Source organism: Alteromonas sp. RKMC-009 (genome assembly GCF_003584565.2).
Lineage (GTDB): Bacteria > Pseudomonadota > Gammaproteobacteria > Enterobacterales > Alteromonadaceae > Alteromonas.
This window is the reverse complement of sequence record NZ_CP031010.1, coordinates 1,708,034-1,723,755: the sequence shown is the minus strand read 5'-3', so window position 1 is coordinate 1,723,755 and position 15,722 is coordinate 1,708,034. Positions and strand designations below refer to the sequence as shown.

General features: G+C 48.4%; 14 protein-coding genes. 9 read left to right on the top strand and 5 right to left on the bottom strand.

Translation table 11 applies throughout. The features are described from left to right. Nucleotides 1-165 precede the first annotated feature (165 nt). The 5 genes from cysD to DS731_RS07585 are packed head-to-tail and all read left to right on the top strand — an operon-like array spanning nucleotide 166 to nucleotide 5,623. Nucleotides 166-1,080: a sulfate adenylyltransferase subunit CysD gene (gene cysD / locus DS731_RS07605; RefSeq protein ID WP_119500758.1), complete on the top strand. Its 915-nt coding sequence runs from the start codon at nucleotides 166-168 to the stop codon at nucleotides 1,078-1,080. Next, nucleotides 1,080-1,673: an adenylyl-sulfate kinase gene (cysC, locus tag DS731_RS07600; protein WP_119500757.1), complete on the top strand. Its 594-nt coding sequence runs from the start codon at nucleotides 1,080-1,082 to the stop codon at nucleotides 1,671-1,673. The genes cysD and cysC overlap by 1 nt, the downstream gene beginning before the upstream one ends. Next, nucleotides 1,673-2,461 carry a 3'(2'),5'-bisphosphate nucleotidase CysQ gene (gene cysQ, locus DS731_RS07595; protein WP_119500756.1) on the top strand — a complete coding sequence of 263 codons (789 nt, stop codon included), beginning with the start codon at nucleotides 1,673-1,675 and terminating at the stop codon, nucleotides 2,459-2,461. The genes cysC and cysQ overlap by 1 nt, the downstream gene beginning before the upstream one ends. A 3-nt stretch (nucleotides 2,462-2,464) precedes the next feature. Continuing rightward, nucleotides 2,465-3,880, top strand: coding sequence for a sulfate adenylyltransferase subunit CysN (gene cysN / locus DS731_RS07590; RefSeq protein WP_119500755.1), 1,416 nt, complete (start codon nucleotides 2,465-2,467; stop codon nucleotides 3,878-3,880). Between the two features lie 18 nt (nucleotides 3,881-3,898). After that, on the top strand, nucleotides 3,899-5,623 hold the full coding sequence (locus DS731_RS07585) for an SLC13 family permease (RefSeq protein WP_119500754.1): 1,725 nt from the start codon (nucleotides 3,899-3,901) through the stop codon (nucleotides 5,621-5,623). Nucleotides 5,624-5,698: 75 nt separating this feature from the next. On the opposite strand, the gene DS731_RS07580 is transcribed toward DS731_RS07585, so the two are convergent. Continuing rightward, nucleotides 5,699-6,892, bottom strand: coding sequence for an ABC transporter permease (locus tag DS731_RS07580; protein ID WP_119500753.1), 1,194 nt, complete (start codon nucleotides 6,890-6,892; stop codon nucleotides 5,699-5,701). Between the two features lies 1 nt (nucleotide 6,893). Next, nucleotides 6,894-7,673, bottom strand: a complete 780-nt coding sequence (locus tag DS731_RS07575) for an ABC transporter ATP-binding protein (RefSeq protein ID WP_119500752.1) — start codon at nucleotides 7,671-7,673, stop codon at nucleotides 6,894-6,896. A 238-nt stretch (nucleotides 7,674-7,911) separates the two neighbouring features. Here DS731_RS07575 and DS731_RS07570 point away from each other — a divergent pair, with 238 nt between their 5' ends. Next, nucleotides 7,912-8,613, top strand: a complete 702-nt coding sequence (locus DS731_RS07570; RefSeq protein WP_119500751.1) for a YIP1 family protein — start codon at nucleotides 7,912-7,914, stop codon at nucleotides 8,611-8,613. 55 nt (nucleotides 8,614-8,668) lie between these two features. Here DS731_RS07570 and DS731_RS07565 read toward each other — a convergent pair whose 3' ends face one another. Beyond that, a complete protein-coding gene (locus DS731_RS07565) occupies nucleotides 8,669-9,523 on the bottom strand; it encodes a DUF3025 domain-containing protein (RefSeq protein WP_119500750.1) in 855 nt (284 codons plus the stop codon). 72 nt (nucleotides 9,524-9,595) lie between these two features. Between DS731_RS07565 and DS731_RS07560 the strand changes: the two genes are divergently transcribed. Both DS731_RS07560 and asnB read left to right on the top strand, forming a co-directional pair. Then, the gene (locus tag DS731_RS07560) at nucleotides 9,596-11,260 is read left to right on the top strand and encodes a M28 family metallopeptidase (RefSeq protein ID WP_119500749.1); all 1,665 of its coding nucleotides are present in this window, start codon (nucleotides 9,596-9,598) and stop codon (nucleotides 11,258-11,260) included. Between the two features lie 288 nt (nucleotides 11,261-11,548). After that, nucleotides 11,549-13,222, top strand: coding sequence for an asparagine synthase B (asnB, locus tag DS731_RS07555; RefSeq protein ID WP_119500748.1), 1,674 nt, complete (start codon nucleotides 11,549-11,551; stop codon nucleotides 13,220-13,222). 108 nt (nucleotides 13,223-13,330) lie between these two features. Here asnB and DS731_RS07550 read toward each other — a convergent pair whose 3' ends face one another. Beyond that, the gene (locus DS731_RS07550) at nucleotides 13,331-14,218 is read right to left on the bottom strand and encodes an amino acid ABC transporter substrate-binding protein (RefSeq protein WP_119500747.1); all 888 of its coding nucleotides are present in this window, start codon (nucleotides 14,216-14,218) and stop codon (nucleotides 13,331-13,333) included. Between the two features lie 42 nt (nucleotides 14,219-14,260). Beyond that, the gene (queE, locus tag DS731_RS07545) at nucleotides 14,261-14,911 is read right to left on the bottom strand and encodes a 7-carboxy-7-deazaguanine synthase QueE (protein WP_232373546.1); all 651 of its coding nucleotides are present in this window, start codon (nucleotides 14,909-14,911) and stop codon (nucleotides 14,261-14,263) included. 116 nt (nucleotides 14,912-15,027) lie between these two features. Between queE and queC the strand changes: the two genes are divergently transcribed. After that, the gene (gene queC, locus DS731_RS07540; RefSeq protein ID WP_119500745.1) at nucleotides 15,028-15,684 is read left to right on the top strand and encodes a 7-cyano-7-deazaguanine synthase QueC; all 657 of its coding nucleotides are present in this window, start codon (nucleotides 15,028-15,030) and stop codon (nucleotides 15,682-15,684) included. Nucleotides 15,685-15,722: the final 38 nt, after the last annotated feature.

Genomic DNA, 15,722 nt, shown 5'->3' with positions numbered 1-15,722 from the left:
GAAAGCCGCTTTTTATAAGCGGCTTTTTGTTATGACAAATTCGTTTCAAGGTAATAAAACGGCTATTTCGTATAGCAAATCGGAATTACTACTTTGTGATCTAAATATGTTAGGGTTCTATATATATAATCGTTTAGCATATAACCTTAACTATCGGACTCGAAAATGACACTTGATATACCGTCTATTACCCATTTGAAACAACTCGAAGCCGAGAGCATCCACATTTTCCGCGAAGTTGCTGCGGAATTTGATAATCCGGTCATGTTATATTCTGTCGGAAAGGATTCCTCAGTGCTGTTACACCTTGCCCGCAAAGCCTTCGCGCCTGGCAAAATCCCCTTCCCTTTGTTACACGTTGATACCACGTGGAAATTCCACGAAATGATAGAGTTCCGTGACCAGCAAGCGGAAAAACATGGCTTTGATCTGTTAGTGCATATCAACCAGGAAGGTGTTGATGCCGGTGTTGGTCCGTTCAGCCACGGTAGTGCAAAGCACACAGACATCATGAAAACCGCTTCTTTGAAGCAGGCACTGAACAAGTATAAGTTTGATGCTGCATTCGGTGGTGCCCGCCGTGACGAAGAAAAATCACGTGCGAAAGAGCGTGTGTACTCATTCCGTGACAGCAACCACCGCTGGGATCCGAAAAACCAGCGTCCTGAGCTGTGGAACATCTACAACTCATCAGTAAACAAAGGCGAAAGCATCCGTGTATTCCCTATGTCTAACTGGACTGAGCTGGATATCTGGCAATACATCTACCTGGAAAACATCGATATTCCTTCTCTGTACCTGGCGAAACCTCGTCCTGTAGTAGAGCGTGATGGTGTATTGATTATGGTTGATGACGACCGTATGCCTCTGGAAGAGGGTGAAACACCGGAAATGCGTTCAGTACGTTTCCGTACCTTAGGCTGTTATCCGCTGACCGGTGCCGTTGAGTCTACTGCAGCGACCCTGCCTGAAGTTATTCAGGAGATGCTGCTGACCAAGACTTCTGAGCGTCAGGGCCGTGTTATCGACCACGACAGCTCCGGTTCTATGGAGAAGAAGAAAATGGAAGGATACTTCTGATGTCGACGGATATCGTATGGCACAAGTACGAGGTCAATAAAAAGACCCGTGCCGAAAGCCTTGGTCAGACGCCTCGTGTACTGTGGCTGACAGGCTTCAGCGGTTCCGGTAAATCCACCATTTCGAACCTGCTGGAACAAAAATTCCAGGAACAGGGCAAACACACTTATCTGCTGGATGGCGATAATGTACGCCACGGTCTATGTGGCGATTTGGGCTTCAGTGATGAAGACCGCGTTGAAAACATCCGCCGTGTCAGTGAAGTGGCTAAATTGTTTGTCGATTCCGGTGTGATTGTACTCACCGCATTTATCTCGCCATTTCAGGCTGACCGCGACTATTGCCGCAATCTGCTTGAAGAAGGTGAGTTTGTGGAAGTGTTTATCGATACCCCGCTGGACGTGTGTGAATCACGGGATCCAAAAGGGCTTTACAAGAAAGCCCGTGCAGGTGAAATCAAACATTTCACCGGAATCTCTTCCACGTATGAAGCACCGGTGAACCCGGAGATCCACCTGACGTATAAAGACGAACCGGCAGAACAAACTGCGGAACGTTTGTACGCCATGCTTGAAGAAAAAGGACTTGTGTAATGGCATTACCTGATCCATTAGCAGAAAAAATTCTCGCCATCAGCAAACAAGCTGGTGACAAAATCATGGAAATCTACGAAAAAGATTTCGCTATTTATGAAAAAGAAGATACCAGCCCGCTGACAGAAGCGGACCTTGCCGCACACAAAGTGATTGTTGCCGGCCTGGAAGCAGTATCTCACCTGCCAATCCTGTCAGAAGAATCTGCGGATATTCCCTGGGATGAGCGTCGTGGCTGGGATAAATACTGGCTGGTTGACCCTCTGGACGGCACTAAAGAATTCATCAAGAAAAATGGTGAGTTTACAGTGAACATCGCGCTTATCGATAACGGTAAGCCTGTGATGGGTGTGGTTTACGCGCCTGCCCTGAAACGCTCTTACGTGGGTATTGATGGTCAGGGTGCGTGGATGGAGTCCAATGGCGAATTCACTCCAATTTCCGCGAAGAAACACGCAGACGGTGAAGTCTGGAAAGTGGTTGGCAGTCGTTCTCACCAGAGCCCTGAAATCCAGAAACTGCTGGAAGACCTCGGCGGTGAAGCGGAACTGGTTGCCATGGGCAGTTCATTGAAACTGTGCCTTGTCGCTTCTGGCGAAGCCCACCTCTATCCCCGTTTAGGTCCGACATCTGAATGGGATACCGGCGCAGCCCACGCGGTTGCCACTGCGGCGGGTGCGAAAGTCACTGTGCTGGATGGCGCAAACCCGCTGGCCGAGGATGCCCCTGACCTGACATATAACCAGAAAGAATCTGTGTTGAACCCTTATTTCTTAGTGAGCGCATAAGCAATGAATGTAGATAACGAATTATTGAAAGAAGACGTTCTGGGCTACCTGGAACAGCACGAAAAGAAAGACCTGCTGCGCTTTCTGACCTGCGGTAGCGTAGACGATGGAAAAAGTACGCTGATTGGCCGTTTGCTTCATGACTCAAAAATGATTTATGAAGATCAGCTCGCTGCTATTACAAAAGACAGCAAAAAGAGCGGCACCACCGGTGACAAAGTTGACCTGGCGCTGCTGGTTGACGGTCTGCAGTCTGAGCGTGAGCAAGGTATCACTATCGACGTAGCGTACCGCTATTTCTCTACCGATAAGCGTAAGTTCATCATTGCGGATACTCCGGGACACGAACAGTACACCCGTAACATGGTTACCGGTGCGTCTACCTGTGACCTGGCCATCCTGATGGTTGACGCCCGCGCCGGAGTAAAAACTCAGACCCGCCGTCACTCGTTCCTCGCAAGCCTTTTGGGTATCAAGCACGTTATCGTTGCAGTGAACAAAATGGATCTGATGGGCTTCAGCGAGAAAGTATTTGAAGACATCAAAGCGGACTTCCTGAAGTTCTCTGAAAACCTGAACATTCCTGATATTCAGTTCATCCCGCTGTCAGCTCTTGAAGGTGACAACGTGGTAAACCGCAGCGAACAATCGCCCTGGTATACTGGCAAGCCGCTGATGGAAATGCTGGAAACCATTGAAATCGGTAACGATGACAATAAAGAAGATTTCCGCTTCCCGGTTCAGTATGTAAACCGTCCTAACCTGGACTTCCGTGGTTTTGCCGGTACCGTGGTATCCGGTCAGGTTGCGCCCGGTGACGAAATCACTGCCCTGCCTTCCATGAAGACTTCAAAAGTCAAATCTATCGTAACGTTTGAAGGCGATCAGGAGCGTGCTTACGTACCACAGGCCGTTACGTTAACACTGGAAGATGAAATCGATATCTCCCGTGGTGACATGATTGTTAAGTCTGACAATTTGCCGCTGCTGTCCAGCCAGTTTAAATCTCACCTGGTATGGATGTCTGAAGAGCCGATGATGCCGCATAAACAGTATCTGTTTAAATTTGCGACCAAATCGACTTCAGGTTCTGTATCAGAAGTAGAGTATCAGATTGATGTAAACACCATGGAACAGAAGCCGGGTGCGCATCTTAATCTGAACGAAATTGGCGTAGTTGACCTGAAATTTACTCAGCCAGTTGCCTGTGACAGCTACGAGCGCAACCGTGCGACCGGTGCTTTCATTGTAATTGACCGCCTGACTAACGGAACCGTTGGTGCAGGTATGATCATCGACCAGTTGGCCGAAGACAAGCAACACAAAACGCCTGAGTTCTCTGCTTTTGAGCTGGAATTCAACGAATTGGTTCGCAAGCACTTCCCACACTGGAACGCGCTCGACATCAGTAAACTGTAACGAGCCGGAACGGTTTATATGGATGTCAACCAATTGATGGTGCTGGGGGTTTTCTTCAGCACCATTTTTGCACTAGTTGCGTCGAATATGCGTCCTTCCACCATTTTCGCGGTGGCGATGCTTATTTTACTCGTATCCCAACAAATCACCTTCGATGAGATCCTCAATAACTTAACCAATAAAGGCCTGATCACACTGGTCCTTTTACTGCTTGTCAGCAGTGCTATTGATAAAACAGCATTGATTAAGCAAATAGGACGTAAGCTCATCACGCCCAGTTTTACTGTTTCCTACTGGCGGTTGTTCGGTCTGTCGTTTTTCTCGTCAGCCCTGCTGAACAACACCGCGATTGTGGCCAGCCTGATCGGGCCGGTAAAACAAAACCAGTATCACCCGGCATCGCGCCTGTTAATTCCGTTGTCTTACTCGGCCATTTTAGGTGGCACAGTCACGCTGATTGGTACGTCAACGAACCTGATCGTAGACTCATTTTTGCAGGAACACGGTCATCCGGGTTTCGCATTCTGGGATTTCACACTCTATGGTCTGGCTGCCGGATTAAGCTGTGGTTTCCTGATGTTTGTGTTATCGACCTTATTGCCGGATATCGCCAATAAGAAAACCGACTACCGCGCTTACATTGTGGAAGCAGAAGTGGAGCCCGGCTCTGAGTTGATTGGCAAAACCGTCGAGGAAAACCATCTGCGGAACCTGCCTGAGCTTTTTCTGGTAGAAATTGTGCGGGACGGACAACTTATCAGCCCTGTTTCACCGGAACTTATTATCCATCAGGGTGATAAGCTGATTTTTTCCGGCAATGTACAGAAGCTGGACAGCTTAAGCCACATTAAAGGCTTAACCATGTTCGCTGAAGCTGACGGCATACTGCGGGAAAACCTCACGGAAGTGATCATCTCTAACCGTGCGCAGATTATCGGACAAACGATTAAAGCGCTGGGCTTCAGGGCTTTGTTTGATGCCGCCGTTGTGGCTATTCGCCGTGATGGTGAGCAGCTTTCCGGTAAACTGGGGGAAATTAAGCTGCAAGCCGGTGATTTCCTGTTACTGGCAACCGGTCCGGATTTCCAGACCAGACAGAACCTGTCGAAGAATTTCTTCATACTGTCTGAGCAGAAAATCTCCAGACCACTGACCAACTGGCAGGAATGGATCACTATGGGTGGTTTCTTACTGGTGGTGGCTTTGTCAGCGACGGATACATTAAACCTTGGTATCGGATTGCTGTTCTTTGCTGCCGTACTGGTTGGTGCGAAAGTCACCAGTAACGGAGAGATAAAACGTAATCTGCCACTGAATCTGATTGTAGTTATTGTCGGAGCCCTCAGTCTGGCCAGTGCGTTGGAAAATGCCGGGGTTATCAGTTTGAGTACTGATTTTCTGATGCCGTACCTTTCTGATACAAACTGGTTTGTCGCCCTGTGTACGGTCTATCTGGCTACCCTGGTGTTAACAGAATTTGTGACCAACAATGCTGCGGCAGCCCTGATGTTCCCCTTCGCCTATGGCGTTGCCGGACTTATCGGTGCCCCGTTGATGCCATTCGCTCTTGCTGTTGCATTTGCTGCCAGTGCGAGCTTTATTTCGCCCTACGGCTACCAGACTAACCTGCTGGTATTTAATGCGGCGAATTATCGTTTCTCACATTTCATCAAAATCGGACTACCCATTTCCATCACATACAGCACCATTGTGCTGGTGTTATTGAACATGACGTATTTCTGATAACGGTTTGAATAGCAAAAAGCCCCGTTCACAATGGTGAACGGGGCTTTTTATTGCCGGTAACAATTTATCTGATTATCTGAACAACACTTTTTCTTTGTTGAACCAGTAAACACAAAAACCGATAAGCGCCGCTGCAATGAGTGCGGTGGAACCGAAAATGGCTATCAACTGCACATAATCCATTGTGCCTTTAATAAGCTCTTTTATCGCCAGCGCCACATTCGTCAGCGGAACCCATGCCCAGCCACCTTTCAACTCGACACCGGGTAACATTGCCATGATCACCGGCACGATGGTAAACATCACCAGCGGTGTCATATAGCCCTGCGCTTCTTTGAAGCTTCTGGCATAAATAGACAAACTTAAAAGAATGGATGAGAAAATTGCCACCACGGGAATAAGCATGAAGAAAATCAGTAAAAAGTCCGTGCCGCTGATGGCCCCCATAAATTCAGCCACCAGTTGTATGGCCATGCCCTGACTCAGGACAATGCCCCATACAGCCATACTTGCTACCGTGACCATGGCTGAGGTCACCCCGGCAAGGGCAATGGCAAAAAATTTCCCCATCACCAGATGATGGCGGGGTACAGGCGATATGAGCAGTGTTTCCAGGGTACCTCTTTCTTTTTCCCCGGCGCCTAAATCTGTTGCCGGTATCATGGCCCCCTGCAGGCACAACATAAAAATAATATAGGGAATAAAACCGCCTATCTTCTCACCCCAGTTTTCCCGCTGGTCAGCCACATCTACTTTTTCAATAACCATAGGCTCAATGAGCGCTGTCTGCTGACTTTCAATGAGACCCAGTTGTGCAAAAGCAGTCTGCTGATTGCGTTCTGAAATGTCGTTTACAATAGCCTGCAGGCGTGAGAGGACTAAATTGAGACCAGCATCATTTAAGTAAACCTTAAGGGTAATCTGTCCGCCGGAGAGAATATCGTCATTATAGTTTTCCGGGATCTCAAGCACGAAATCAGCCTGTTCACTCTTAACCCAGCTTTCTATGTTTTCGTTTTCCGGTAACGTTACCAGATTAAAGTCTTTTGACTCCGCAATTTTTGATACCAGTTCAGGCGCGTATTCTGCACCACGGATGGCATAATCAAGCACTTCAGACTGAGCATCTGATATGGCCTTTGAAGACACAAATGTTACCACCCCGAAAATAGCCGGGAACACCAGCAAAGGCAGAGCAATCATAAAAAACAGTGTTTTTCTGTCCCGTACTAACTCTTTAATTTCTTTTAAAAATACTAACCACATATTACGCCTCCGTCCTTAAAGCTGATAAAAATGCACTGCTCATTGAGCCCGGCGACAGCGCTCTGAAAGTGGCGATATCATCATTAAATACCGTACGTCCATGATTGACGATGGTCACCCGATCGCACAGTTCCGAGACTTCCTCTAAGTGATGAGTGGAGAAAATCACCGGGATCCCCTGCTCTTTCAGACCACGGATAAAATTCAGTACTGTCTGCGCGGCCATGATATCCAGTCCCGTGGTGGGTTCATCCAGAATGACTACTTCCGGACTATGAATCACCGCCCGGGCAATTGCCGTTTTTTGTTTCATGCCGGTAGAAAAATTCTCACACCGTCTGTCCAGGAAACTGTGCAAATCCAACAAATCGGCCAGCGACTGAATTCTTTCTTCAATACGGGTTTTCGACATATTGTGAAGCTGGCCGAAATAGGCAATATTCTCTCTGCCGGTAAGACGACCATACAGGCCGGTTGAGCCGGATAAAAAACCGATTTTCTGGCGTGCCAGCACCGGCTTTTTAAGTACATCAACACCATTAATGGTGATGCTTCCTGTATCGGGCTTCAGCGCTGTTGATAGCATACGTAATGTGGTGGTTTTGCCGGCACCGTTAGGCCCGAGTAGCCCGAGTACTTCACCGGAAGCACAATTTAGCGACACATCCTGCACAGAATGGAAAAATTTCCCTTTCAGCCGGGGATCCTTTTTCTCCTGTTCACTCAATTTTTTCGGGTTTTCGATGGTGAATTTTTTCGCCAGTTGACTGATTTCAATCATCGCGTTTCCTTTGTTGATATTATTAATTCCGTTATCCGTTTACCGGAAGAGAAGTAAACCTAGTCTACTTTGAATCAACTTTATTACACTCTTCAAGCAAAAAAATGCGACAGAATATTTCTGTACAGGGTCAGTATACAAAGGCAGCATTTTTCTCTAAGGTAACAAAGAAAATTCCCTGTGCCAGCATTGTTAATTAAGGAAAAAATGGCATCTGTACGCAAATAAAGGAGTAATTATGCAGGAAATATCCAATCCCTTTCAGGCCATCAGCGAGACTTTCTTTCGCCCGAACGGCGTTTTCAGAAAGCTGGCTACCACTGACAACTGGTCATGGGTTCCGTTTTTCATCTTAATGAGTATGAGCCTTGTTCCGGTTTATCTGTATTTCCAGACCATTGATTTCGACTGGTACAGAAACTTTATTGCAGACATGCAACTGGGTGACGTGAGTCCGGCAGAAAAAGAGGCATTTACAGAACGGATGACTCAGGGATTCGTGATGTGGAGCACGATTGTCAGCGTATTCCTTGGCGTCATAATCCTGAATGCCATCTATGCCGGATACCTCACATTCATGGCCCGCAATGATGAAAAATCAGTGCAGGGTTTTACCGACTGGTACGGAATGACATGGTGGACCGCACTTCCCTCTCTGCTTACCAGTTTTGCGGCACTGCTGGTACTGGTGATGGCCAGCACCCACGAAATAGACCCGGCCAGTCTCAGCCCGCTTACCTTTACATGGATATTTGGACTGACACCGGACTCAGCGTTTTACAATATCGGTCAGTTCCGGCTCGATATGCTATGGTCAATTTATCTCACCGCGGTGGCAATTGGTCAGTGGACAAGTTTCAGCAACAAAAAAGCCTGGATGGTTGCAGCCGCTCCTGTCACCATCATTTACGGAATCTGGCTGGTTTTCGTATTGCTGTAACCTTGTACTGGCGGGTTGAAAGCACTGCAGGTACGCTTTAACCCGCCGGACAGTACTAAATCAGTGGCATCTGCAGTTGCTTTTTAGAGGATACAGCCCGAAAATAATCCGTGTTAGCGTAGAACTGCCGGTCCTGCACCGGGTACCAGCCGGGCACGCCCAGTAACGGTAAAGGATGAAGCATGCCTTTACTCTGAAAGACATCACAGGAAGCGATTTTCTGCTCTATTGCGCAATCCGTCTCCCTGCATTGTTGTTCGAATGACATAGAAGCAAATCCCGGGGGCACTGTGACCGCCATCCATTTACCCGTCAGGCCGGTAAACGGGTTCAATAACATTTCAAGATTGGCATGGCCGAATATCACCGGAAACAATAACTGACCCCATTTGTCTCTGTGCTCAACCAGAACCTGTTGCCAGTTATGCATCGCCAGTGCATTGAGTAAAGGTTCAGCCTGAACCTTCATATCGTCCGGTACAGCAATCACAACACCACATTCATCAAAATGAGTAATACGATTTCTTGCCGGTGTACGGGGGCTAACGCCGAAACGTCTGATATCCTGCATATGCAGATTATTCAGACATCGCTTCGTACGTGGAAACTGCAACCAGATCAATGCATTGAATAAGTCATGCCAGCTGTTTTCCCTGGTGGGCACAACATTATCTTCAAAGATGATCTGTTCATAATAACGTTGTTCAGAAAGCGGAAAAGAAGACTGCCCCTTAAATTCAGGACCCGGCCAGTTCACGGGGTGATGCCGGCGGACAACGTCATTCAAAACAGCCGCTGACGGAAATTCTGTTTCACCGTCGAGGCCGGTGCGGGTTAACAGCTCACGGACAGAAAAAGCAAGATTGGAACGATTTATGGCAGATGACCAACTCTCTGCGGTGGAATTCATAAGCGATGTATTGGTTCGGTGTGATTGATTCTCTATACTGGGAGGTTATTGTAGAGCAAACAGAGACTAACAATGAAAAAAATTCTTTTGCCATTTATGGTACCGGCGCTGGTCGGAATCTCTGCAGCAGGACTTTCTGCCTGCAGCAGCGATCAACCCGCACCGGCGGATACCGCGCAGGCTGGCAGCACGGCCAATTTTGACAGCGTATACGCAGGGATCACTGCTGAAGACATCAGCGGACCGTTGCAAACACTGGCCTCTGATGAATTTGAAGGCCGTCTTCCCACCACTCCGGGTGAGCAGAAAACACTGGACTTTCTGGTTTCAGAATTCAAAGCCGCCGGGTTAGCACCGGGTAACGGTGACAGCTACCTGCAACCTGTGGATTTAATGGAAATCACTGCCGATCCCGACATGACGATGACCATTGGTGATAACACGTTCCGTTATAAAGAAGACATGGTTGCCGGTTCTAAACGGGAACAATCAGTTATCGATCTGAAAGACTCCGAACTCGTCTTCGTCGGCTATGGTGTTAATGCACCGGAATATGACTGGAATGACTATGAAGGTCTGGATGTAGAAGGCAAAACTGTGGTGATTCTGGTGAATGACCCGGGTTTCGAAAATCCTCAGTCCGGTAAGTTCCAGGGCACGACCATGACCTACTACGGCCGCTGGAGTTACAAATATGAAGAAGCCAGCCGTCAGGGTGCTGCCGGTGCGATTATTGTGCATGAAACAGCACCAGCTTCTTACGGCTGGTCAGTGGTTGCCAACAGCTGGAGTGGCCCTCAATACGGCCTGGTATCTCAGGATGGCGGCGCCAGCCGGGTTGCTGTAGAAGGCTGGCTCACACTGGATGCGGCAAAGAAAGTCTTTGCTGACGCAGGCCTGGATTTCGATACTGAGAAAAAGGCAGCCTTGCAGGGTCCCTATCACAAAGACATGGGCTTAACCGCTTCTGTGACAGTGAAGAACACCTTTCAGAAATCTGTCAGCCATAACGTGATTGCCACCCTTCCCGGCGCTACAAAGCCTGATGAACACGTCATTTACACTGCTCACTGGGATCACCTGGGTAAAGATGAAAGCCTGAAAGGTGATCAGATTTACAATGGTGCCCATGACAATGCCACCGGTTCAGCAGCCGCTATTGTGATGGCGAAAGCATTCGGTGAACTGACGCCCCGCCCTGCCCGCTCAGTAACGTTTCTGATTGTGACGGCTGAAGAGCAAGGTCTGCTGGGTTCAAAATACTATGCTGATCATCCTGTAATCCCGCTGGAGAAAACCGTTGCAAACATCAACATGGATGCCATGAACGTGTTGGGTAAAACGAAAAATGTCAGTGTTGTCGGTATGGGTAAATCAGAAATGGAAACCTATCTGGAAAAAGCAGCAACCCGTCAGGGCCGTTATCTGACACAGGAAGACCGTCCGGAAGCCGGCTCTTACTACCGTTCTGATCACTTCAGCTTCGCCAAGAAAGGCGTACCGGCTCTGTACGCAGAAGGCGGAGACGAACCCTGGGATGCTGAAACGGCTACCTACCGCAAACGCATGAATGTCATCGTAACCGGTTGTTATCACCAGGTTTGTGATGAATTCCGCAAGGAGTGGGATTTATCAGGCATCGCCCAGGACACGCAAATGCTGTTTGAAGTGGGTACCGATGTGGCCAATGCTGACAGCTGGCCGAAATGGAATGCAGCCAGCGAATTCCAGCGCTAAGCATTTACGCAAACAGGCTGCCTCCGGGCAGCCTGTTGATTTTTTAGCCTCCCGTATTGCAACATTTCTTTCAATATTCCGCGAAAACCGCCACTACCCGCCCTGAATAACGGATAATTTGAGTTTCCGGCAAGTTATTCCTTGCTTTTTTCTCTCATACTGGCACATTCAACAGACGCGGAGTTTGCACCCTTCAAAAACAATAAAGTCTCACCCGCGGCCGCGTTAAGCGACCCGACAGAATAAACAATCCTTTTTTTCAACAAGTGACAAGAGAGAACCCGTTTTATGTGTGGTATTTTCGGTATCCTTGATATCAAAACCGATGTGTCTGAACTCAGAACCCAAGCGCTGGATTATACAAAGTTGCTGCGTCACCGCGGCCCTGACTGGTCGGGTATCTGGAATAATGACAATACCATCCTGTGCCATGAACGGTTGGCCATCGTCGATGTAGACACTGGTGCACAGCCGCTCATCAGCCAGGATAATAATAAGATCCTGGCCGTTAACGGTGAGATCTATAACCACAAGCAACTCGCCAAAGATCTGGCAACGCCTTATGATTTCAAAACCCGCTCGGACTGCGAAGTAATCCTTCCTTTGTACGAGCAGAAAGGCATTGAGTTTATCGATGAGCTTGAGGGCATGTTTGCTTTTATCCTGTACGACGAGTCTCAGGATGCGTACCTGATTGCCCGTGACCACATCGGCATTATCCCGCTGTATACCGGTTACGACGAACATGGCAACTTCTATGTTGCGTCAGAAATGAAGGCGCTGGCGCCTATCTGTAAAACCATCAGTGAATTCCCTCCGGGTCATTACCTGTGGAGCAAAACCGGCGAGCTGACTAAGTACTACAAGCGCGACTGGATGAGCTACGATGCAGTAAAAGATAACGAAACGAATCTGGACGACCTGAAAGTGGCTTTTGAAAAAGCCGTTAAGTCGCACATGATGTCTGACGTACCTTACGCAGTGCTGCTGTCCGGTGGTCTGGATTCATCGCTGGTTTCTGCCGTTGCGGCTCAGTATGTTGCCAAGCGTGTTGAAGACGAAGACAAGTCTGACGCCTGGTGGCCACGCCTGCACAGCTTCGCAGTTGGCCTTGAAGGTGCACCGGACTTAAAAGCAGCTAAACAGGTTGCTGATATGATTGGTACTGTTCACCACGAAATCCACTTCACGATTCAGGAAGGTCTGGATGCGATTCGTGACGTTATCTATCATCTGGAAACCTACGATACCACCACCATCCGTGCGGCAACGCCAATGTACCTGATGACCCGTAAGATCAAAGCAATGGGTATCAAAATGGTATTGTCCGGTGAAGGCTCTGACGAAATTTTTGGTGGTTATCTGTACTTCCATAAAGCGCCGAACGCAAAAGAACTGCACGAAGAAACAGTACGTAAACTGGATCGTCTGCACATGTTCGATTGTGCCCGTGCCAACAAAGCTACCAGCGCCTGGGGTGTTGAAGCCCGTGTGCCATTCCTCGACAAGAACTTCATGGACGTAGCAATGCGCCTGAACCCGCAGGACAAAATGTGTGTTGATGGCCGCATGGAGAAATGGATCCTGCGTAAAGCTTTCGACGATGGCAAAACGCTGCCACCAGAAGTACTGTGGCGTCAGAAAGAACAGTTCGGTGACGGTGTAGGTTATTCCTGGATCGACTCTATCCGTGACTTCGTAGAAACAGAAGTGTCTGATCAGCAACTGGCGACAGCAGAATTCCGCTTCCCGGTGAACACACCTGATACCAAAGAAGGTTATTACTACCGCACTATCTTTGAAGGCTACTTCCCGCAGGAAAGTGCTGCGCGCTGTGTACCGGGTGGTAAGTCCATCGCCTGTAGTACCGTAGAGGCACTTGAGTGGGATGCAAGCTTCAAGAACAATGCTGACCCGTCAGGTCGTTCGATGAAAGACGTGCACTCAGGCAAAAGCCACTGATTCATGAGTTAAAAATGCAAAAGCCCGGTGAATCCGGGCTTTTTTGTATCAGCTAGTAACAAGCTCTGCTAATAAAGCCGGCGCGTTGACCGCCAGCTTCACCAGATTTCAGGGATTCTCTTCCGTAGCATCGATGGTGGCATCAATACTGGCGGGCTTATACCACAGGGCTTCGTTTTGCACAGGTGTCAAAGGTGGTAAAAGCGGGTTATCCAGCTCTATCGTGGTGCGCTTTTCGAGCTCCAGTGCATTCAGCGTATCTTCATAGGTAGACAAAAACAAAGCGTCGAAAGAACCATCTTCAATTGCCATCTGCAGACCCGTCTCGATAAGCCGTGCCAGTGTGGTATTGCCTTTATTTACGAAAAAATACAACGCCGTGGGATAGTAAATCGCTGTATTGCTTTCCAGTACGATGTCTGAAGACAAATTCCCCTTCTCAAGCTCATTCAGCGCTTCCATCACTGAACGGGGGAAGAAGTCAGCCTTGTTCGTTTCCAGTACTTCCGCTGCATCACCATACGCCGGCACGGTGAACACGTTAAACCCGTTTGCCTGCAAAATTTTGGTATCCGGCCACTCTTCACCGGAAATAGGCACCAGTTTAAGCAAGGCAGATTTGCTCAGCGCTTGTGGAAAGCGGCTGCGGTTCATTTCATTGATCAGAAATACGCGCCAGCCAATCAGTCCTTTCGCCAGCGGGATGCGCACTGGTAACAGGTCTTTTTCACGCTGGGCGTCTGTCATACTCCAGACTACGTTCACTTCGCGGTTTTCCCGCAGCTGACGCAGTGCTTTCCCTTGCAGCATGATCCGGTCTGACGGCAGTAAACTGTATTTTACGCCTGTCTTTTCCAGCGCCAGGGTAAGTAAAGCCAGCGGATATTCATTGCGCAAATCGCGCTCATCTATAGGCCGCGGATAGGTTATCGACCATAGTGCAGCATGCACATTCGCACTTAAGAGCAGAAGAACCGGAAACAACCATTTTCCCATCGTTAAAATCCTTAGTGTCGTGCCTGAACAGACAGCATAAATCTATTCAATGCCGATATATTTATGTGTTTGTAACGATAAGCGCCAGTTTCGCGCAATACAGGTGGCGATAGCAAGATCCGTCGCACGTTGCTGCTGACTGATAGGTTGCAGACAAATATTTGCCGGTAGCTTTCCGTCCAGCCGTGCCAGCAGACTATCCAGCTCATCAATATGCTTTTGCATAGCCACAGGATGCTTAATTTCATCCGCCCGCTCCAGCGCCTGAGTCAGCACCGGCATGCCGCCTTTCATGTCGACTTTAGGCGATACCGTAACCCAGGTGTCTTCATGGCACAGTACCTCGAAGGTACCACTGGTTTCTATCTGCGTGGTGTACCCCCGCGCATGCAGCAGTGAGGTGAGCGGACGCAAATCATACATACACGGCTCACCGCCGGTGATCACGATGTGTTTGGCCTGATATCCGTTTTCTTTAAATAAGGTCAGTAACGCTTCATCTTCAATACTGAACCACGCTTCACTCTCCTGAGTTTTCGACAGGACTTCATCTGATGTTGTCAAAAACGCCTCGTCCAGCGTCCATGTATGTTTGGTATCACACCAGGGACAACCCACCGGACACCCTTGTAAACGCACAAACACTGACGGAACGCCGGTTTTTACGCCTTCGCCCTGAATCGTTTCGAACATTTCATTAATTTTAAGACGGGTGTGATGCAATGTGGTGTACCTGTTGTTGATTCGGCTTGGGATTTTACCAAGAATCACATAAAATTCTGGCATCTTTTCGCGAAAAAAACGAACTTATGTCTGAAAAAGTCATTGTTATCTATTCCGGCGGTATGGATTCTTTCACCGTACTGCACAAAGCCATCGCTGACGGGAAAAAACCTTATGCCCTGTCATTTAACTACGGTCAGCGGCATAAAAAAGAACTCGATTATGCTGCGGCCGTGTGTACTGAGCTGAATGTGCCTCATAAAGTGGTGGATATTTCTGTCATTAATTCACTGGTTGGCGGCTCGGCACTGACTGATGACATTGATGTGCCGGAAGGACATTATGAAGAGCCGTCAATGAAAACCACCGTGGTGCCGAACAGAAATATGATCCTGTTGTCACTGGCTGTGGGTTATGCGGTCAGCGAAAATGCCACCAAAGTGTATTACGGTGCTCACTCGGGTGATCACGCTATTTACCCGGACTGCCGCCCTGAATTCGTTGAGAAGATGAATGACGTGTGCGCCATTGCGAATTATGAAGCGGTTGAAATTGTCACCCCTTATCTAAAAGTAAGCAAAACAGCCATACTCACCGATGGTCTTAAAATGGGACTGGATTACGGTAAAACGTGGACCTGCTATAACGGCAGAGAACATGCCTGCGGTGGTTGCGGTGCTTGTCAGGAGCGGCTGGAAGCGTTTCGTGATAACGGTGCTGTGGACCCTCTCACCTATGAGTAATGTTGTCCTGAAATGAAAGAAGAAGGCCCCGCAATATT